We start from the raw sequence: 18,793 nt of genomic DNA, 5'->3' as shown, positions 1-18,793 counted from the left end.
GTCAGCGGCGAAGCTGCTGCATGGTGGCATAGCCGGTGGTCTCGCCCAGCCATTGCTTCGAGGTGACGATCTCGCCCGAGCCGTCCACCAGGTAGCTGTCGGTGAAGGCGGTGCCCTGCCCGTCGCTGCACGCCGCCTGCATGACGGTGACCGAGGTGCGGATCACCCCCTGCGCGATGTCCGAGCTCTGGCCGGGCGTGACCGTGCAGGTGAAGGACAGTGCTTCGGTCACGTCCTCGGGGGTCAGGTAGCGCTGAACGTAGGTCGCCTGCCCCGCGCTGCGCCCGCGCAGCAGCCCCAGGAGCCGGTCTTCCTCGACCGACATCAGGTCGCCGCCGAGCCCGCGGGTCGCGGTGATCAGACCGTTGCGCAGCACGATGGCCTGACGATCGGCGGTGGCATAGGTGCGATGCGCGCCGTTGCGCTCGATCTCGACCGCCAGCGCTTCGGCCTCGCGATCAAGCACGGTGAAGCGGATCACCGGCCGATCGGTGGCGGCCAGAGCCTGGCCCACCTGCTGGTCGGTGATCGGTGTCTGCTCCTCGGCCCCGAAGCCGCCGAAGAGGCTTTCGTAGGCGCTTTCCAGCAGCGGGTCGCGGCGGTCGTCGTTGCCGCAGGCGGCGAGCGTGGCGATCAGCCCGGCCAGAAGCCCGGCGCGGCAGGTGGTCTTGAAGGTCATCGCCAGAATCGTCCCCAGGAAGCGGCCACGTCGGGCTCGTGATTTTCGCGGATGCGCTGGTAGAGCCGGTCGTCGATGGCGAGTTTCGCCCCGCCGTCCCGCTGCACCGAGCGGATGGTCATCGTGGTGTCGTTGCGCGACGGCTGGCCGGTGCCGATGGCCACCGGGATGCTGAACATCAGGCCCTTGTCGAACGAGCCCTCGCCGAAATCCTCGGACGAAACGTCGGTGACCGTGGCAAAGGCGCCGATGCGCCAGCCGTTGACGAACTCGCGGGTGAAGGTCAGCGTGGCGCCGGTGTCCCCCGCGATGTAGCGGCCGACATCAAGCTGCGCGTTGTAACCCTTGCCGAAGTCGTAATAGGCCGAGACGTGTCCGTTCACATGCGGGAAGCTGCGGGTGATGCCGCTGACCGGATCGGTGGTCTCGTTGCCTTGAAGGCCGAAAAGCATGTCGTAATCGCGGCGCTCGACGTAGTTCAACTCGGCCCCGAGCGCGAAACGGCTGTCCGACGGCTTCCACAGGAGCTCTGCCGACGCACCGGCGTACATCGGTTCGAGGTAGCCCAGCGTCAGCCGGCTGTAGAGCTGGGTGGCGGGCTTGCCGTAGAAGCCCAGCGTCAGGCGCGGGATGCGCGGGTCGGCTTCGCGGGCGTATTCGGCGTAGTCGGTGCGGACCCGCGGCAGCTGCGATTCCGAGACCCGCGTGACCTCGTCGAGGTTGCCGACGATCTTCTTGTTGATCGAGCCGCTGGCGATGATGTTCGGGGTGAACTGGAACTCGCCGCGCAGCGAGGCGCCGACATCGATGCGGAACGGTCCGTCCGGATCGAAGGTGGCATAGCCGAAATAGGGCGCGAGCGACCACAGGAAGCGCGGGTATTCCTCGAGATCCATCTTCGGGGTGTCGCGCGGAGCCTCGCCGAAACCGGTGCGCGCCAGCATCTGGTCCGCGGCCTCGTTCTCCAGCGCCTCGAGATCGGAACGGCGCAGGGTGACGGCAGAGGCGGGCATGCCCTTCTCGGAGGGAACGATCACGAATTCCTCGACCGAGGCGGGGAGGATGCGGCTCATCGCCCGCGCCGCGCGGCCGATTGCCTGCGCCGGGGCGCCGTAGGTCTCGTTGCGCAGGCGCAGCGTGGCGCGGCGCGGTTCCAGGTCGAACCCTTCCAGGCCGAGCTTCTCGCGTTCGAGGCTGCGCGCCAGACGATCCTGGGTCGAGGCCCGCGCCGAGACCAGATCGGAGGTCCAGCCCAGGTCGGCGATCTCTGCGGCGCTGCGCGGGCTCACCGGGTTCGGCGCGCTTTCCACGCCGCCGGGAACGCCAAGGGTCTTGGGGTTCATCGCGTAGGTCAGCTGTGCCGCGAGCGTGCTGCCATGGGCGTAGTAGACCGACAGCTGCGTGCCGCTCTTGAAGCGGTAGTCCATGCCGAGGTTGATCGGCGAGTTATGCTCGAAACCGGCTTGCGCGGTCTCGGTGACATACTCGTCGGACGAGTATTCGACCTTGAAGGTCAGCCGCTCGTTCGGTGACCAGGCGATGCCGCCGAAGGGCGCGATGTCGCCGCGGAACCAGCGGTCGGTGGTGGGCTGGCCGCCGGTGCCGAGGATCTCCTCGGAGCGCTCGCCGAAGCCCTCGAAGCCGTTGTAGCTGGCCAGTCGGCCCCAGCCGAGACCGCCGGTGACCTGAAGGCCGGGCCGCAGGGTCTTGGTGGCGACGAGGTATTCGCCGCTGTAGATGCCGGTGCCGATGAAATCCTGGAGCCCGACCACGACCGAGGGACGCCAGTCGCCCTCGGTGAGGATCTGGAACCGCAGATCGAAGCTGCGGTCGTAATAGACCCCGTCGGCCGAGGCGCGATGGTCGAAGTTCTCGATGCCGGTATAGCGGAAGGTGCCGACGAGCCGCGGTGCGATCTGGAAGCTGACCGAGCCGCGGTTGGCGGTGCCCATGCGGCCATAGGTCAGGGCCAGCGTCGCATCCGGCGCCATGTTGGCGTCGGGCATGTCGACGAGGCCGGGCAGGCCGTAGAGGTTGAAGCTCGGGACGGTCTCTGCCTGAACGGCTCCAGCCAGCGCCGTCGCCCCGGCCAGCAATGCCGCAATTCCCGCCCGTCTTGCCATCACGTCCTCACCTGCTCATGCGCTCGCGTGTTTTCCGAAAGTGCTAGAGCCAAATCCGCCGCCTGTCCATGGAGCTGCGTTCCGTAGGGTCCCGCCTGTGGGTTCTGCGGCACGGTTTTCAAACCGGGGCCGAGGCGGATTTTCAGAAGATTTCGATCTTTTAAGCCAGGGGTAACCGCGCCCGGCCTATCCCTGTGGCGGGGTGAATGGAAGGTGGTGGAATGGCCGTCGACAGCAATGTCGCGCCAGTCATCATCAAGCGGAAGAAGAAGGCCGGCGGCCATGGTCATCATGGCGGGGCCTGGAAAGTTGCCTACGCGGATTTCGTGACCGCGATGATGGCCTTCTTCATGCTGATGTGGCTGCTCAACGCGACGACCGAGAAACAGCGCAAGGGGCTTGCGGACTACTTCAACCCGACGATCGCCGTGGCCCGGATTTCGGGGGGTGGGGACGGGTTGATGGGTGGCGAGAGCACATTCTCGGAAAACGTGCTGCCGCGGATGGGCACCGGCTCCACCGCGCTCCAAGCCACAGAGAAGAACGCCGCGCGCGGCAGCGAAACCTCGGGGGAGTCCGACCCGAACGCCGCCGAGACCGCGCAGCTCGAGGAGTTGCGGGACCGGCTCACCGCGCGGCACGGCGAGAGCATGGTGGATGACGGGTTGATGCGCCACGTGGTGACGCGGGTCACCGACGAGGGGCTCGTGGTCGAGCTCTTCGAGACCGGGGAAGCCCGGCTCTTCGCGGCGGACGGCAGCCCGACCTTCCTGTTGCGGCGACTGGCGCAGATCATCGCCGGGGCCAGTCAGACGGTGCGCAACCCGATCGCCGTCGAGGGCCATGTGGCTGCATCGCCGATCGTCCTGGCGCAGGATCCGTCGTGGCAGGCCTCCTCGGACCACGCGGCGCGGATGCGCGAACTCTTGCAGGGTGAGGGCGTGCCCAAGGTGCGGATCGCGCGGGTCACCGCCCATGCCGACCGCGAACCCTCGCGCGGCAACCCGATGGATGTCCGCAATGGGCGGATCGAGGTGATCTTCCTGCGCCGGTGACCGGGCGCGGCGGAGTTGCACGCCGCGGCGTCGGACGTTCGGGTGTGGGCGATTTCCCAAGATTTTACCTATTAGCCCGCCGTTAAGCCAGCGCCCGTAGTGTCCGGAGGGACGGGAACAGGTGACAGCAGAAAGGCGCGCCCATGACCATCTCATCGTCTCTGAACGCCGGTGTCTCCGGGCTCACGGCCAACGCCAGCCGGCTGGCGGCGATTTCGGACAATATCGCCAATTCCTCCACCTACGGCTATCGCCGGGCAGAGACCGAGTTCAACTCGCTGGTGATGACCGATGGCGGGCGGTCCTACACCGCCGGCGGGGTCATGTCCTCGAACATGCGGGTGATCGACCAGAAGGGCTCGCTGGTCACCACCGGCAATGCCACCGATCTGGCGGTGCGGGGCAGGGGGATGCTGCCCGTGGTCGCTGGCCCGCAATATGATGCCAATCCCGCCGAGCCCGAGCTTCTGCTGACCTCCACGGGCTCGTTCCGCATCAACGAGGAAGGCTATCTCGCCAACGAGCTGGGCTATTACCTCATGGGCTGGCCGGCCGACATTGACGGCACCATCCCGAACTTCCCGCGTGACACCGTCGACGGGCTTGAACCGGTGCGCTTCAGTCTCAACCTTCAGGGCGATCCGACCACCTCTGTCGAGATGAGCCTGAACCTGCCCGCCACGGCCACCATGTCGGATTCCGACGGGGGCTCGGAAACCCTGTCGGTGGAATATTTCGACAACCTCGGGGTGTCGCAGAACATCTCCATGACCTTCACGCCAACGGTGCCAGCCACCGGCATGTCCAATGAATGGACCATCGTGATGACCGATTCCGCCTCGGCCGGGGCGGTGATCGGCGAGTATGTGGTCACCTTCGACGACACGCGCGCCGCGGGCGGCAAGATCAGCGCCGTGACCACCGTGTCGGGCGGCGCCTACAGTGGAACCACCGGCAAGATGACGGTGACCGTGGCCGGCGGGCCGATCGAATTCGACATCGGCGCCATCGGAGATAGCAACGGTCTGTCGCAGCTCTCCAACAGCTTCGCGCCGATTTCGATCACCAAGGACGGCTCCCCTGTCGGCAACATGGTCTCGGTCGAGGTCGATGAGAACGGCTATGTGAACGCGCTCTACGACAGCGGCGTTAGCAAGACCCTCTATCAGATCCCGCTGGCTGATCTGCCCAATCCGAACGGCATGATCCCGATGGACAACCAGACCTTCAAGCCGTCTCCGGAAAGCGGCTCGTATTTTCTCTGGGATGCGGGGGACGGGCCGACCGGCGACATCAAATCCTACGCGCGCGAGGAATCCACCACGGACGTTGCGCAGGAGCTGACCGACATGATCCAGACCCAGCGGGCCTATTCGTCGAACGCCAAGGTGATCCAGACGGTCGACGAGATGCTGCAGGAGACCACGAACATCAAGCGCTGAGCCGGCGCTGCGCGGGACCCCGCGCCGAGCCGATCGCGCTGCCCGGCGTCACGCCCGGCGCTGCGGAGCGCGGGCCGGTTGCGCCACGCAAGACCGATTTCCAGAGGAGCCAGGCCAATGTCCCTGACCGGTGCACTATCCAATGCGACAAGCGGGCTGACCGCAAACAGCCGGGCCGCCACGGTGGTCGCCTCGAACATCGCCAATGCCACCACCGAAAGCTACGGGCGGCGCGAGCTCGACACCGCCTCGCGCGGCAGCGGCAGCCATGGCGGCGTGGCGATCCTGGGCGTGCGGCGACTGGTCGATGCGGCGGTGCTCTCGGACCGGCGGCTGTCGGACGCGGGCGCGGGTTTCGCCACCGACATGCAGACATTTGCCGCGCGTTTCGAGGGTCTGGTCGGCGAAAGCGGCGCGCTGGGCTCGCTGACCGGGCGTCTCGCGGCTTTCGAGACGGCGCTGGTCTCGGCAGCCGCCGATCCGGCCTCGACGCAACGGCTGCAGACCCTGGCGCAGGCCGGTCTGGATTTCACCGACACGCTGAACGCGCTCAGCACTGAGCTGCAACAGGGCCGGGTCGAGGCGGACGCGGCCATCGGAGCGCAGGTGGATCAGCTCAACACCGGGCTGAACCGGGTCCGCTCGCTCAACGACGCGATCTCTGCCGAGGTGATCCGCGGCGGCGATGCCGCCTCGCTGATGGACGAGCGGCAGCGGGTCATCGACGAGCTGGCAGAGATCGTGCCGCTGCGCGTGGTGGACCGGCCGCTTGGGGCGCAGGCGCTCTATGCCGCCTCCGGCACGGTGCTGCTGGATCCGACGATCAACAGCGCCCCTGTCGACATCGGCTTCACCACGACCGGGGCGATCGATGCGGCGATGACCATGGCGGGGGGCGTGCTCTCGGGGCTGACGATCAATGGCGTGGCGATTTCCAGCAGCAACAGCGGCCCGCTCGGCGGCGGAACGCTTGGGGCGCAGTTGCAGATCCGCGATGGGCTTGCCCCTGATCTTCAGGCGGGGCTCGACGGGATCGCGCGTGACCTGATCGACCGGTTTGCGCCCGGCGGTCCCGATGGCACCCTGGCGAGCGGCGATCCGGGTTTGTTCACCGATGCCGGCTTGGCCTTCGATCCGCTCGACGAGGTGGGGTTGGCGGGGCGCGTCACGCTCAACGCATTGGTCGATCCAGAGGGGGACGGCAGCTGGCGCCTGCGCGACGGGCTCGGCGCAGCCTCTCAGGGACCGGTCGGAGATGCAACGCTGCTCACCGGCTACATGACGGCGATGGAAACCCTGACCGTGCCCGCCTCTGCCAGCCTCGGCACCGGCAGCAAGGGCTTTGCACAGCACGTGGCGGAGTTCCATTCGGCGCTGTCGCTGACCCGCGTAAGGGCCGAGGATGAGCTGAGCTTCACCCGCGCACGGAACACCGCACTGCGCGAGATCGAGCTGTCGAAAGGCGTCGACAGCGATGCCGAACTCCAGACGCTGATCCGCATCGAACAGAGCTACGCGGCCAACGCGCGGGTGATCAGCGTCGTCGATGAATTGTTGCAGCGGCTGCTGGCGATCTGAGGAGGACGAAGATGGACACGGTGGGAGATCTGGCGCGCAGCCTGGTTCTGGGCACGCATCACACGCGGCTCAACCGCGAACTCGACAAGCTTGGCGTGGAGATCGCCACCGGCTTCGTGCGCGATCCGGCGCGGCATCTGCAGGGCGACGTGACGGGGTTGGTGGCGCTCGACCGCGACCTGTCGCGGCTCGAAGCCTTCCGCATCAGCACGACCGAGGCCTCGGCACGGGCGGCGACCATGCAGACCACGCTGGAGGAGATCCAGAGCCGGGCCGAACTTCTGTCGCAGGTTCTGCTGTCGGCCGAGCTGACGCCGACGCAGGAAATGCGCGATACCTTTTCCGAGGAGGCGCGCAACGCCATGGGACAGGTGCTGGCCGGGCTCAACCGCAATATCGGTGGCCGTTTCCTGTTCTCGGGCACCGCCAATGACACGCCCGCGGTGGCAGGACTCGATGACATGCTGGCCGATCTGGGCCTCGCGCTATCCGGCCAGACCACGGCGTCTGACATCGACACGGCGTTGGATGCCTGGTTCGACAGTTCGGGCGGCGGCTTCGAGACGACGGGCTATCTTGGCAGCACCGAGGATCCCAGCCCGATCCGCATCGGCAGCGGCGAGCAGGTGGCGCTTGCGGTACGGGGCGACGATCCGGTGTTTCGCGCGCTGCTGAAATCGGTTGCGAAGGCGGCGCTGGCGACCGACGTCAGCCTGGGCCTCGCGCCGGAGGTGCAGACCGAGCTTCTGTCGCAAGCCGGGCGCGAGCTTCTGGGGCACCAGCAGGGACTGGTGGAGCTGCGAGCCGGCCTGGGGGCCAAGGAAGCGCGGATCGAGGAGGTGACCGCGCGCAACGCCGCCGAACGCACCGCCCTCAGCATGACACGGGTCGACCTTGTCGGGGCCGACAGCTTCGAGGCGGCGGCGCGCTACGAGAACGTGCGGGCGCAGCTCGAAAGCCTCTACGCGATCACGGCGCGCTCTTCGCAGCTCTCGCTCGTGGACTTCCTGTGATGCGCGCGTCGCTGCGCCGCCTGCTGCTGACCTGCGGCCTTGCGTTCTTGGCGCTGGGCATCGCGGGGCAGGCGGCCGCGCAGGCGGTGCGCATCAAGGACCTCGTCGAGCTGGATGGCGTTCGGTCCAACGATCTTGTGGGCTACGGGTTGGTGGTGGGTCTCAACGCCACGGGGGACGGGCTGCGCAATGCGCCCTTCACCGAAGAGATCATGCAGAACATCCTCGAGCGGCTGGGTGTGAACGTCACGGGCGAGCAATTCAGGCCGCGCAATGTCGCCGCGGTCTTCGTCACCGGGCGCTTGCCGCCTTTCGGGCGCGCCGGCAGCCAGATCGACGTGACGGTATCGGCCATCGGTGACGCCAGCAGCCTGCTTGGCGGGACGCTGATCATGACCCCGCTGAATGCCGCCGATGGGCAGATTTACGCGGTGGCGCAAGGCACTGTGATCGCCGGTGGCGCCGACGCCCAAGGCGCCGCGGCCCGGGTGGTGCAGGGTGTGCCGACCTCTGGGGTGATCCCCGCCGGCGCGCGGATCGAGCGCGAGGTGGATTTCGACTTCACCCAGCTGTCGACCCTGCGCCTGGCGCTGCGCGAGCCCGACTTCACGACCGCGGGCCGGATCGAGCGGGTGATCAACGGCGCGGTCGGGGCGGCGGCGGCGCAGATGCTCGATGCCGGCACGGTTGCAGTGGACCTGCGGCGCACCGGTGCCGGATCGCCGGCACGGGCGGTCGTGGCGATCGAGAACCTTCCGGTGGAGCCACAGCGGCGCGCGCGGGTGGTGGTTGACCAGCGCTCGGGCACCATTGTCATGGGCGAGGACGTGCGCATCTCGCGTGTCGCGGTGTCGCAGGGCAACCTGACGCTGCGCATCTCCGAAGCGCCGCTGGTGGTCCAGCCCAACCCCTTTGCAGAGGGCGAAACGATCGTCGTGCCACGCAGCACCGCGGATATCGTCGAGGAACCGGGCGTCGGCCTTGCCGAGGTGCCGGGGGGCACGTCGCTGTCCGAGGTGATCGCCGGGCTCAATGCCTTGGGGGTCTCGCCGCGCGACATGATCGACATCCTGAAGAGCATAAAGGCGGCGGGCGCGCTCCACGCGGAATTCGTTGTCATGTGAGGCGGGCAGGGCGGGTACACCCGTCCGGCCCAGGCGGAAATCCTGGGGTGAAGGAGTCACCGGATGCTCGGCATCATCGGCATATTGGTCATCTTCGGCATGGTCTTCGGCGGCTACCTTGCCGCCGGCGGCAAGATGGCGATCATCATCAAGTCGCTGCCCTTCGAAATGATGATGATTGGTGGCGCGGCGGCCGGGGCGTTCCTGCTCGGCAACGATGGGGGGGTGGTCAAGCACACCTTCAAGGACATCGGCAAGGTGTTCAAAGGCGTGAAATGGAAACCTCACGATTACAAGGAGTTGCTTTGCCTGCTCTTCGAGCTGATCAAGCTGGCGCGGCAGAGCCCGGTGGCGATCGAGGAGCATGTGGAATCTCCGGGAGAGTCGGCGATCTTCTCGAAATATCCGAAGATCCAGGGAGATAAGGTCGCCATCGAGCTGATTTGCGACACCATGCGCTCGATGTCGATGAACTATGACGACCCTCACCAGGTCGAAGAGGTGCTCGACAAGCGCATCGAGGCGCTGGAGGAGCATCGCATGCATTCCAGCCATGCGTTGCAGAGCATGGCGGATTCGCTGCCGGCGCTGGGCATCGTCGCGGCGGTGCTCGGGGTGATCAAGACCATGGCCTCGATTGACCAGCCGCCAGAAGTTCTGGGCAAGCTGATCGGCGGCGCGCTGGTCGGAACATTCCTCGGGGTCTTCCTCGCCTACGGGTTCATGGGGCCCTTTGCCAACAAGGTGAAATCGGTGGTCGAGGAGGATCTGCATTTCTACAAGCTGATCCGCGAGGTGCTGGTGGCGAACTTGCACAACCACGCGACCAACATCTGCATCGAGGTCGGTCGTCAGAACACCCCGGCGCATTTCCGACCCAGTTTCGTTGACCTCGAGGAGGCGCTGAAATCGGTCAAGCAGGAGGCGGCATGAGCAGGCTCCGCGCGCTGCGCCTTCCAATTCTCTGCGGTCTGCGCATTGGGCCGTTGCTGCTGCCCGGCGCGCTTACTGCGCAGCAGATTGAGATGCGTAGCGGCGAGCACGGTGGCTTCACCCGCCTGGTGCTTGATCTTCCGGCCGGTTTGGGCTGGCAAGGGGCGGCGACGGCCGAAGACCGCTACCGGGTCGATCTGGAGCGGGGCGGCTTCGACATCGGGCTGGGGGCAGTCTTCCACCGCATCGACCAGGCGCGCGTTGCCGAGGTCACCGCGCTGCCGGGTGGCACGGGGGTCGAGATCGTGCTGGCCTGCGACTGCGTGGTCGACAGCTCGGGTCATGAGGGGCGCATGGCGGTGTTCGACATCCGGCCGCGCCGCGCCGATGAACCGCTGCCGGGCATCGCGGCGGGGTCCGACGCGCCGCTCGTGCAAGCACCGGCTCTGGTGTCCGCGCCCCATCCCGATCCTGATCTTGCGCCGGCCGCCGGGCTTGATCTCGGTCTGTTGCCGGGTGCCTCGGATGCGGCGGGTGCCCGCGCGCTGCTGCCGAGCTTCGATCCTGGGCCCCGGCTCGCCGCCGAGTTGGCGACCCCGGAGGCGGATCGCGAGATTGCGGAAAGTTTCGGCCGGTCGCTTGCCGAGCAGCTTGCGCTTGGCGCCACGCAGGGGCTGCTCGAAGCCGATGGCCCGCGGCACAGCCTGCCGCAAGCGCGGCAGGACGCGGCGCAGGACGAGCCGGAACGCCACCCCTCCGCGAAGGCGCAGGACGGATCGGTGAGCGCCGAGCTTCTCTCCGGGTCGACTGCGCGCGGCTTCGGGGCGTCCTCGGTGCTGCGCATCGGCGGCCAGCGCGCCTGCCTCGACGATCGGCGGCTCGATTTGCCCGGCTGGTTCGGCGAGGGCGGCGAGGGTGCAGCACTCGCGCGGATCGGGACGCTGCGCGGGCGGCTTCTCGGCGAGTTCGACCGCATCGATGCGCAGGTGCAGCGGGAGCTTGCGCAGCTCTACATCGCGCTCGGCTTCGGCGCAGAGGCCCGCGCGCTGCTGCAGCTCGATGACGATCTGCCCGATCCGGTTCTGATGACCCTGGCGACACTGAGCGAGGGCGGCGGCGATCCTGCGGGAGTCTTTGCGGGCCAGAGCGAATGTCCGGGGCGCGCCGCGCTCTGGGGTGTGCTGGGGGCGAAGGGACTTCCGGTTGCGGCGGAGATCGCCACACCCGCGATCATGGCGGCCTTCGAGGAACTGCCGCTGGGCCTGCGCCGCCTGCTGGGACCGCGGCTTGCGGAACGTCTGCTCGAAGAGGGAGAGCCGGATGCCGCGCGCAACGTGCTGTCGCGTCTCGCGCGGGCGCTTGGGCGCAGCACCGAGGACATGCAACTGGTGGACGCGCGCCTCGCCCGCGCCAGCGGCAATCCGGATGCGGCGGCGACGCTGCTGTCCGGCTTGCTTGCGGCTCCGGGGGACCTCGGCGTTGCCGCCGCGGTGGAGAGCATCGATCTGGCCACCCACGAAGGACGGCCGGTGGCGCCGGGCATGGTCGATCTGACCGCGGCCTACAGCACCGAACGGCGCAGCACCGAGGCGCGCGATGAGCTCTGGCTGGCGCATATTCGCGCGGCCTGGGCCAATGGCGAGTTCGACCGTGCCTTTGCCGAGATCGGCACCCCCGAGGAGGTGCCGGCCGAAACGCGGAGTCATGCCCGGACCGAAGTTTTGTCTGCGCTGACCAGCGCGGCCGAGGACGGCAAATTCCTGCGGTATGCGCTCGATCCCGACAACCTTGCGCTGGCCCCGGCAGAGCCTGCGCTGGCCCTGACGATCGCGGACCGCCTGCTGGCGCTGGGACTGCCCGAGGCGGCGGGGCGCTGGATGTCCGGTCCCGCCCCGCCCGGAAAGGAACATGACTGGCGCCTGATGCAGGCACGCCGGGCGCTTGCGCAACAACAGCCTGAAGAGGCCGAGATCGCGCTGGTCGGCCTGCAGGGGGACGACGTGCTGCGGCTGCGCGCCGCCGCGCGCGAGGCGATGGGTGATTACGAGTTCGCTCGCGCCGCCTATGTGCAGTTGGGCGATGTCGGCAACGCGGCGCGGCTGGCCTGGCTCGCCGGCGATCTCGCGGCGGCGGCCAGCGGCAGCGACCCGGTTCTGGCAGACGCCGCGGCGCTCGCCAGCGGCGGCACCGCGCCGCCGGTGGCCGGTGCGCCTACGCTGACGCAGGGCAAGGAATTGGCCGACAGCGGTCAGGCCACGATCGACACAATCCGTGCGTTGCTGGCCGACAGGCCGGCACCGGAGATGTGATCGCCTGGGGCTGCGCTGACGGAAAGGAATTGGAAAGCGAATCCACCTAAACCGGTGGAGGTTCTGCAGGATGCGGAGTGACCGGTGTGAAACACAGCCTCGTCTTTCAGCGCGCACTGCGATCTTGGTCTGCGGCTAGGATGCCACTGCACGCGGTCTGCGTGAGGCGCCTTTTGTCGGTGCGCGGGTGGCTGACCCTGTCGCTGATCGGCTCGGTACTGGTGGTGCAGCCCGTGCAGGCGACGGTGGAAGACACGTCGCGCTGCGACCGGGCCGCAGCTCATGCCGCGCGCAAGCTCGGGGTGCCGCTGCCCGTGATGCGCGCCGTCACCCGGGTCGAAACAGGGCGCAGTCGCGACGGCGTGTTGCAGCCCTGGCCCTGGACGGTGAACCTCGGGGGGGACGGTTTCTGGTTCGACAGCCCGGCCGAGGCGCGCGCCTTTGCCGCCAGCCAGGTGGCGCGGGGTCGGCGCAACATGGATATCGGCTGCTTCCAGGTGAACCTGCGTTGGCATGGCGCGGCCTTCGGCTCCACCGACGAGATGTTCGATCCCGAGACAAACGCGCTTTATGCTGCCGGATTTCTCAAGCGCCTTCACGACGAGCAAGGCGACTGGGAACGTGCGGTGGCGGCCTATCACAGCCGTACGCCGGAATATGCGCAACGCTACATCGCCCGGTATCGCAGCGTACGCGCGGCGCTCTCCGAAGCGCCGCCACCCGAGCCCGGCAACGGCTTCCCGCTGCTATTGGGCGAGGGGGCCCGAAGCCCCGGCTCCCTGACACCGCTTGGCGGTCAGGCACGACCCTTCCTCGACCTGCGCGCCTCTGGCGGAGGCTGAGCCATGGCCGAGCCCGTAGCCGCCTCCAGCCTGTTCAAGCCCACGGTGCTGCTCGCCGTGGCGCTGATGGCGGTCATCGTCATGATGATCCTGCCGATGCCCTCGCTTGTCCTGGACCTCGGGCTTGCCGCCTCATTCGGGCTTGCGATCCTGATTTTCACCGTCACGCTCTTTATCGAGCGGCCGCTGGACTTCTCCTCTTTCCCGACGATCCTGCTGGGGTCGCTGATGCTGCGGCTGTCGCTCAACGTCAGCTCGACCAAGCTGATCATCGGGCAGGGGCACACCGGCACTGGGGCCGCCGGCGATGTGATCGAGGGGTTTGCCAATTTTGTCATGGGCGGCAGCGTGTTCCTCGGCCTCGTGGTCTTCGGCGTGCTGATGATCGTGAATTTCGCGGTGATCACCAAGGGGGCCGCGCGCATGGCCGAGGTCGGCGCGCGGTTCGCGCTCGATGCCATGCCGGGCAAGCAGTTGGCGATCGACAGCGACATGTCCGCCGGGGCCATCGACCACGCCGAGGCGAAGCTGCGGCGCGAGCGCGAGCAGCAGGAGACCACGTTTTTCGGTTCACTCGACGGCGCGTCGAAATTCGTCAAGGGCGATGCGGTCGCGGGGCTGCTGATCACGTTGCTAAACCTCGTCATGGGCATGATCATGGGGGTCTTCGTGCATGGCATGGCGCTGGGCAACGCCTTCGAAACCTACGCGATCCTGACCGTGGGGGACGGGCTCGTCTCGCAGATTCCGGCGGTGATCATCTCGATCGCCTCGGGGCTGCTGCTGGCGCGGGGCGGCGCGACGGGCGCGACCGATGTGGCGGTGGCCGCGCAGCTGGCGCGCCACCCGGCGGCGCTGGGCACGGTCGGCGTGTTGATGGCGCTTTTCGCGCTGGTGCCGGGGTTGCCGTTCGTGCCGTTCATCCTTGGCGCGGCGACGCTGGTCTTCCTGGCGCTGCGCATGGGTCAGCGGATGCGCGCCGCGGCGGCAAGCCCGGCCGAAGACTTGCCCGAAGGCCCGCCGCGTGATCGGCCGATCGGCGATGTCCTCGACCTCGATGAGATCCACCTCGAGTTCGCACCGGATCTGGTGACCATGGTGCTGGATCCGGGCACCGGGCTCGACATCCGCATCGCCAACATGCGCCGCCACGTGGCGGCAAGCTACGGGCTGATCCTGCCCGAGATCCGGCTCACCGACGCACCGGCGCGGGCCACCGGGGTCTATGTGATCCTCGTGCATGGGGTTGAAGTGGCGCGGGGCGAGTTGAACCCCGACCTGGTGCTGGCGCTGGTGCCCGATGACGCCCGCGCCCTGCCGGATGGACGGGATGTGCACGAGCCGGTCTACGGCGCCCCGGCCCGCTGGATCCGCCCCGAGGACCAGGACCGCGCGGCGCTCACCGGCGTCACCATCGTCACCCCCGCCGAGGTGCTCGCGACGCATCTGCTCGAGGTGATCAAGCGCAACTTCGGGCGGTTGCTGACGCTCAAGGCGTTGCGCCGATTGCTCGACGAGATGGTCTCGCTTTCCGACGCCGGCCGGGCCGAGGCGAACCGGAGGCTGCTCGACGAGCTGATTCCCGACAAGGTGCAGATCGACACGCTGCACGCGGTGCTGCGGCTGCTGCTCGAGGAGCAGGTGAGCATCCGCAACATGCCGCTGATCCTCGAAGCGGTGGCCGAGATGCGCGGTCAGCAGACCGCGCCCGAGGCGATCTGCGAACACGTGCGCCAGCGCCTCGGCTTCCAGCTGGTCGCGACCATGCGACGCGAGGACGGGACGATTCCCCTGATCCAGCTCGCGGCGGAATGGGAAGACACGTTCGCCAGCCACCAGGTCGACGGCGGCCGCGGCGTGCTCGATGTGGCGCTGCCGCCCGAAACCTTCGAGGCGCTGACCCGCGGCATTGCCGAGGAGGTGGGGAGCGCCGGCAGCCGCGGCATCTATCCGGCGCTGGTCACCTCCTCGCGCCGCCGCCGCTTCCTGCGCACGATCATGGCGGCCAAGGGCCTGTCGACGCCGGTCCTCTCCTTCGAGGAGATCGGGCTCGAGGCGCGCCCGGCGCTGGTCGGGCTGGTGGCCGCATGACCGGGCTCGGTGGGTTGATCGCGCTCGGCACGCAGTCGCTCTGGCTTGGTCTGCTGGTCTTCCTGCGGGTCGGAGCCGCGGTCTTCGCGCTGCCGGGACTGGGCGAACCCTGGGTGCCGCCGCGCCTGCGGCTGATGCTCGCCCTCCTGTTGAGCGTCGCGATCTTGCCCGCCGTTGCGATCCTCCTGCCACCGGGGCCCCCCACGCTGGCGCTGCTGGTGCAGGCGCTGGCCTGCGAAACCCTGATCGGGCTGTTTCTCGGGCTGATCCTGCGGCTCTTCGTGTTCGCGCTGCAGACCGCGGGCACCATCGCCTCGCAGGCCACCTCGCTGTCACAGCTGCTCGGCACCGTCGCGGCTGAGCCGATGCCGGCGCTTGGGCACGTGCTGAGTGTTGCCGCCCTGGCCCTGCTCATGGGCACCGGATTTCACGTCAAGGCCGCCGGCTATCTCATCCTGTCCTACCAGCTGATGCCGCCGATGACCCTGCCGGACGCGGCAATTCTGGCGCAGATCAGCCGGAACGAGGTCAGCCATGCCTTTGCCCTGGCCTTTTCGCTCGCCGCGCCTTTCGTCATCCTGTCGGCGCTCTACAACCTGACGCTCGGCTTCATCAACAAGGCGATGCCGCAACTCATGGTCGCCTTCGTCGGCGCGCCGGTGATCACCCTTGGAGCCATGGCGCTGATGGCCTTGGTCGCGCCGATGCTGCTGTCGGCCTGGCTGGCGCAGGTCGATGGGTTCCTCGCAAGTCCGTTTCGGTAGCGCCTCATGGCGGCGGAAGAGGGGTCCGAGAAAAGCCACGAGCCATCGCAGCGCAAGCTGGACGAGGCTCGCCGCAAGGGTGACATCGCGCGCGCACCGGATCTGCTCACCGCCGCGGGCTACATGGGGCTGCTGCTGGTCGCGCTGGCGGTCGGGCCCGGTGCGCTACAGGCCCTCGGCAGGGTGCTGGTTGCGCCGATCGACCAGCCCGACCGGCTGGTGACGCTGTTCTTCGACGACCCGTCGAGCGCGCCGGTCGGCGGGTTGATGGCCGCGGTGGTGCACGCGGTCTGGCCCTGGCTGCTGACCCCGACCCTCGCGGTGCTGCTGGCGCTCCTCGCGACCCGCGGCCTGGTCTTCACCCCCTCGAAGCTGATGCCCAAGCTTGAACGCCTGTCGCCGCTGGAGAACGCGCGCAACAAATACGGCCGCCGCGGGCTCTTCGAGTTCTCGAAAAGTTTCGGAAAGCTCTGTCTCTATTCCGCGGTTCTGGGCCTGTTCCTGTCGTCGCGGCTTGAAGAGATCGCCGCAAGCGTCACGCTCGACTCCGGCCCGGCGGCGCAATTCCTGGCAGGACTGATGCGAGACCTGCTCGGGCTGGCGGTTCTGGTGGCGCTGGCGCTCGGCATGCTCGATTTGATTTGGCAGAACGCCGAGCATCTGAGTCGCAACCGCATGTCCCAGAAAGAGTTGCGCGACGAGCAGAAGGAAGCCGAGGGCGACCCGATGTTCAAGCAGCAGCGGCGGCTCCGGGCGCAGGAAATCGCGCTCAGCCGGATGATCGCCGATTTGCCGCGCGCCGACGTCGTGATCACGAACCCGACTCATTACGCTGTCGCTCTGCGCTGGGATCGCACACCCGGTTCGGCCCCGATCTGCATCGCCAAGGGCCAGGACGAGATGGCCCGGCGGATTCGCGAGATCGCCGCCGAGCACGGGGTGCCGGTGCATTCCGACCCGGCCACCGCGCGCGCGCTCTACGCGACGACCGAAATCGGCGCGCAGATCGCCCCCGAGTTCTATCGACCCGTTGCCGCAGCAATCCGCTTTTCCGAAGAGATGCGCGCCCGCGCCCGCCGTGGGTGGCGGCGCGGGTCATGAACCGGTCGGAGGCCGATCTCCTGCGGGTCTCGGCGCTGTTGCGCGACCGCGCGCTGGCAGCCTACAGGCGCGATCTGGACGCCGAGACGAGTCTCCGCGCCGAGCGCGACCGCATCGACGCATTGCGCATGGCAGCCCTGGACGAAGGGCCGGCGATGGGCGCGCATCAGCTCCTGGGCATGGCGGCGCTTTGGCAGGGCGAGTTGCTGCGCCGACGTGCGGTGGTGCAGCTTGGCCTGGCAGAGGCCCGTGCCCGGCAGGGCTATAGCAGCAGGGCCGCGCGCGCTGCGTTTTCGCGGGACATGGCTGCACGCCAGATCGTCGATCGCAGCCGCGACGACCGGGTCGCACGGCAGCTTGCTGCCGAGGAGCGAGCGCTGGAAGCGCTGGCGGCGCTGCGCCTTTGGCAGCACGCTGGCGGCCGAGGCTGACCCGCGGAGATGTTAATTGTCCTGCCGAGCGATATCGGTGATCAGCACATCCTTGACCCGTGGGCCGAGAATGTTGCGCGCGGTCTCGAAAAGCACGCGACGCAGCGATTCCATGCGCGGGGTTTCGGTGAAATTGCCGTCAAAACCGCCGATGTTGGCGTGATCGAACAGCGTGCGCAGGAAGCCGTCGCGCAGCTTGGGCTCCGCGTCAAAGATACCGGCGGCGCTTCCGGCGGTAACCTCGAGCGAGATCGAGAGCACGACGAGGGCACCGACGCGTGCGTCTTCGACAACCGGAACGACGAACTGGTTGTTGAGCTTCACGTATTCCGTTTCTCCGCCATGGCCGTCACTCTCCGCTTCGGCATGATCCGGCCCGGCGTGATCCGCCGCGGGCGCATGGGGATCCGTGTCGTCGGAAGGTGCCGCACCCTCATGCTCGGGTGCTCCCGCGGGCGCGGGGGCATGATCGGTCGATTTCCCGGAACCCGGGGCGAGGAAAATGCCCGCGCCGACGCCCGCGGCAGTGCCCAGAAGCGCGAGGAGGAGGGGAAGCAGCTTTTTCATACGCTTCTCTCAGAACGGAAGGATCGCATCGAGCGCCTGCTGACCGTAACGCGGCTGCTGCATGTCGCTGATCTGTCCGCGCCCGCCATAAGAAATCCGCGCCGAGGCGATCTTGTCATATGTGATCTCGTTCTGGCGCGAGATATCCTCGGGCCGGACATAGCCGGACACCAGCAATTCCCGCATCTCGAAATTGACGCGCACCTCCTGCAAGCCGGAGATTTCCAGCACGCCGTTGGGCAGCACCCTGGTGATCGTGGCGGCGACCCGCAGCGTGAGTTTCTCGTTGCGCTTCACCGAACCGTCGCCGCTGGAACTGCTGGAGCTGCTGATGTCCACCGCCGTGGCCAGCGAGGTGCCGTCGGTCATCGTCGCCTCGTGGCGTTGCGGATAGCCGAAGAACTCGGGGATCCCGAGGCTTTCAGAGCCGGAACGCGCGCGGTCGGTGGCGTTGGAAATCTCGGCCTGCTCGTCGATCTCGATCACCACGGTGAGGATGTCGCCGCTGCGCACGGCACGGCGGTCGCCGAGCAGCGAGCCGCGCGCGCCGCTCCAGAGCGAGGCATGGTCGGTGATCCGCAGCGGCAGCCCCGGATCGCTGGCGGAGGAATAAGCCATCGCGGCGTGTTCGGCGCCGTCTTCCTTGGGGGTGAAGCCCGGGGGTCTTCCGAAATGGTCGAGCCGCGTGCAGGCGGCGATGAGCAGCAGGCAAAACAGCAACGGGGCGCGATGTGTCATGGC

Annotated in this window: 16 protein-coding genes; 12 read left to right on the top strand and 4 right to left on the bottom strand. The window is 67.8% G+C overall.

Translation table 11 applies throughout. The features are described from left to right. Position 1 precedes the first annotated feature (1 nt). Positions 2-679 (bottom strand): YjbF family lipoprotein, encoded by a 678-nt coding sequence (locus IQ782_RS03630; RefSeq protein WP_194133264.1) that lies wholly within the window; start codon positions 677-679, stop codon positions 2-4. Beyond that, a complete protein-coding gene (locus IQ782_RS03625) occupies positions 676-2,802 on the bottom strand; it encodes a YjbH domain-containing protein (RefSeq protein WP_194133263.1) in 2,127 nt (708 codons plus the stop codon). Before IQ782_RS03625 ends, IQ782_RS03630 begins: the two co-directional genes overlap by 4 nt. A gap of 221 nt (positions 2,803-3,023) precedes the next feature. On the opposite strand from IQ782_RS03625, the gene IQ782_RS03620 reads away from it, so the two are divergent. The 12 genes from IQ782_RS03620 (at position 3,024) to IQ782_RS03565 (ending at position 17,485) form a co-directional block, all read left to right on the top strand. Next, positions 3,024-3,857, top strand: coding sequence for a flagellar motor protein MotB (locus IQ782_RS03620; RefSeq protein WP_194133262.1), 834 nt, complete (start codon positions 3,024-3,026; stop codon positions 3,855-3,857). Positions 3,858-4,000: 143 nt separating this feature from the next. Then, positions 4,001-5,299, top strand: a complete 1,299-nt coding sequence (locus IQ782_RS03615; RefSeq protein WP_194133261.1) for a flagellar hook protein FlgE — start codon at positions 4,001-4,003, stop codon at positions 5,297-5,299. Positions 5,300-5,416: 117 nt separating this feature from the next. Continuing rightward, on the top strand, positions 5,417-6,877 hold the full coding sequence (gene flgK, locus IQ782_RS03610; protein WP_194133260.1) for a flagellar hook-associated protein FlgK: 1,461 nt from the start codon (positions 5,417-5,419) through the stop codon (positions 6,875-6,877). An 11-nt stretch (positions 6,878-6,888) separates the two neighbouring features. After that, positions 6,889-7,890, top strand: coding sequence for a flagellin (locus IQ782_RS03605; RefSeq protein WP_194133259.1), 1,002 nt, complete (start codon positions 6,889-6,891; stop codon positions 7,888-7,890). Continuing rightward, positions 7,890-9,014: a flagellar basal body P-ring protein FlgI gene (locus IQ782_RS03600; RefSeq protein ID WP_240989076.1), complete on the top strand. Its 1,125-nt coding sequence runs from the start codon at positions 7,890-7,892 to the stop codon at positions 9,012-9,014. Before IQ782_RS03605 ends, IQ782_RS03600 begins: the two co-directional genes overlap by 1 nt. 63 nt (positions 9,015-9,077) lie before the next feature. Next, positions 9,078-9,947 carry a flagellar motor stator protein MotA gene (motA, locus tag IQ782_RS03595; RefSeq protein WP_194133258.1) on the top strand — a complete coding sequence of 290 codons (870 nt, stop codon included), beginning with the start codon at positions 9,078-9,080 and terminating at the stop codon, positions 9,945-9,947. After that, entirely contained in the window at positions 9,944-12,256 is a 2,313-nt protein-coding gene (locus tag IQ782_RS03590) for a hypothetical protein (protein ID WP_194133257.1), read from the top strand. Before motA ends, IQ782_RS03590 begins: the two co-directional genes overlap by 4 nt. 161 nt (positions 12,257-12,417) lie before the next feature. Next, on the top strand, positions 12,418-13,098 hold the full coding sequence (locus tag IQ782_RS03585; protein WP_338092541.1) for a lytic transglycosylase domain-containing protein: 681 nt from the start codon (positions 12,418-12,420) through the stop codon (positions 13,096-13,098). Positions 13,099-13,101: 3 nt separating this feature from the next. Then, positions 13,102-15,189, top strand: a complete 2,088-nt coding sequence (flhA, locus tag IQ782_RS03580; protein ID WP_194133255.1) for a flagellar biosynthesis protein FlhA — start codon at positions 13,102-13,104, stop codon at positions 15,187-15,189. Next, positions 15,186-15,953, top strand: a complete 768-nt coding sequence (locus IQ782_RS03575; protein WP_194133254.1) for a flagellar biosynthetic protein FliR — start codon at positions 15,186-15,188, stop codon at positions 15,951-15,953. Before flhA ends, IQ782_RS03575 begins: the two co-directional genes overlap by 4 nt. 6 nt (positions 15,954-15,959) lie before the next feature. After that, positions 15,960-17,054 (top strand): EscU/YscU/HrcU family type III secretion system export apparatus switch protein, encoded by a 1,095-nt coding sequence (locus tag IQ782_RS03570; protein ID WP_194133253.1) that lies wholly within the window; start codon positions 15,960-15,962, stop codon positions 17,052-17,054. Further along, entirely contained in the window at positions 17,051-17,485 is a 435-nt protein-coding gene (locus IQ782_RS03565; protein WP_194133252.1) for a hypothetical protein, read from the top strand. The genes IQ782_RS03570 and IQ782_RS03565 overlap by 4 nt, the downstream gene beginning before the upstream one ends. Before the next feature lie 12 nt (positions 17,486-17,497). Here IQ782_RS03565 and IQ782_RS03560 read toward each other — a convergent pair whose 3' ends face one another. Both IQ782_RS03560 and flgH read right to left on the bottom strand, forming a co-directional pair. Beyond that, positions 17,498-18,052, bottom strand: coding sequence for a flagellar basal body-associated FliL family protein (locus IQ782_RS03560; protein ID WP_194133251.1), 555 nt, complete (start codon positions 18,050-18,052; stop codon positions 17,498-17,500). Positions 18,053-18,061: 9 nt separating this feature from the next. Further along, positions 18,062-18,790 (bottom strand): flagellar basal body L-ring protein FlgH, encoded by a 729-nt coding sequence (gene flgH / locus IQ782_RS03555; RefSeq protein WP_194133250.1) that lies wholly within the window; start codon positions 18,788-18,790, stop codon positions 18,062-18,064. Positions 18,791-18,793: the final 3 nt, after the last annotated feature.

It is taken from the genome of Salipiger mangrovisoli, assembly GCF_015223355.1.
GTDB classification, from domain to species: Bacteria; Pseudomonadota; Alphaproteobacteria; order Rhodobacterales; family Rhodobacteraceae; genus Salipiger; species Salipiger mangrovisoli.
Note: the sequence above shows the minus strand (reverse complement) of the source record. Positions and strands in the feature narration are given on the sequence as shown.

What these genes read in the sequence shown, in the direction of transcription:
- IQ782_RS03630 (WP_194133264.1), bottom strand. Translation starts at nt 679, where the DNA reads ATGACCTTCAAGACCACCTGCCGCGCCGGGCTTCTGGCCGGGCTGATC.
- IQ782_RS03625 (WP_194133263.1), bottom strand. Translation starts at nt 2,802, where the DNA reads ATGGCAAGACGGGCGGGAATTGCGGCATTGCTGGCCGGGGCGACGGCG.
- IQ782_RS03620 (WP_194133262.1), top strand. Translation starts at nt 3,024, where the DNA reads ATGGCCGTCGACAGCAATGTCGCGCCAGTCATCATCAAGCGGAAGAAG.
- IQ782_RS03615 (WP_194133261.1), top strand. Translation starts at nt 4,001, where the DNA reads ATGACCATCTCATCGTCTCTGAACGCCGGTGTCTCCGGGCTCACGGCC.
- flgK (WP_194133260.1), top strand. Translation starts at nt 5,417, where the DNA reads ATGTCCCTGACCGGTGCACTATCCAATGCGACAAGCGGGCTGACCGCA.
- IQ782_RS03605 (WP_194133259.1), top strand. Translation starts at nt 6,889, where the DNA reads ATGGACACGGTGGGAGATCTGGCGCGCAGCCTGGTTCTGGGCACGCAT.
- IQ782_RS03600 (WP_240989076.1), top strand. Translation starts at nt 7,890, where the DNA reads ATGCGCGCGTCGCTGCGCCGCCTGCTGCTGACCTGCGGCCTTGCGTTC.
- motA (WP_194133258.1), top strand. Translation starts at nt 9,078, where the DNA reads ATGCTCGGCATCATCGGCATATTGGTCATCTTCGGCATGGTCTTCGGC.
- IQ782_RS03590 (WP_194133257.1), top strand. Translation starts at nt 9,944, where the DNA reads ATGAGCAGGCTCCGCGCGCTGCGCCTTCCAATTCTCTGCGGTCTGCGC.
- flhA (WP_194133255.1), top strand. Translation starts at nt 13,102, where the DNA reads ATGGCCGAGCCCGTAGCCGCCTCCAGCCTGTTCAAGCCCACGGTGCTG.
- IQ782_RS03575 (WP_194133254.1), top strand. Translation starts at nt 15,186, where the DNA reads ATGACCGGGCTCGGTGGGTTGATCGCGCTCGGCACGCAGTCGCTCTGG.
- IQ782_RS03570 (WP_194133253.1), top strand. Translation starts at nt 15,960, where the DNA reads ATGGCGGCGGAAGAGGGGTCCGAGAAAAGCCACGAGCCATCGCAGCGC.
- IQ782_RS03565 (WP_194133252.1), top strand. Translation starts at nt 17,051, where the DNA reads ATGAACCGGTCGGAGGCCGATCTCCTGCGGGTCTCGGCGCTGTTGCGC.
- IQ782_RS03560 (WP_194133251.1), bottom strand. Translation starts at nt 18,052, where the DNA reads ATGAAAAAGCTGCTTCCCCTCCTCCTCGCGCTTCTGGGCACTGCCGCG.
- flgH (WP_194133250.1), bottom strand. Translation starts at nt 18,790, where the DNA reads ATGACACATCGCGCCCCGTTGCTGTTTTGCCTGCTGCTCATCGCCGCC.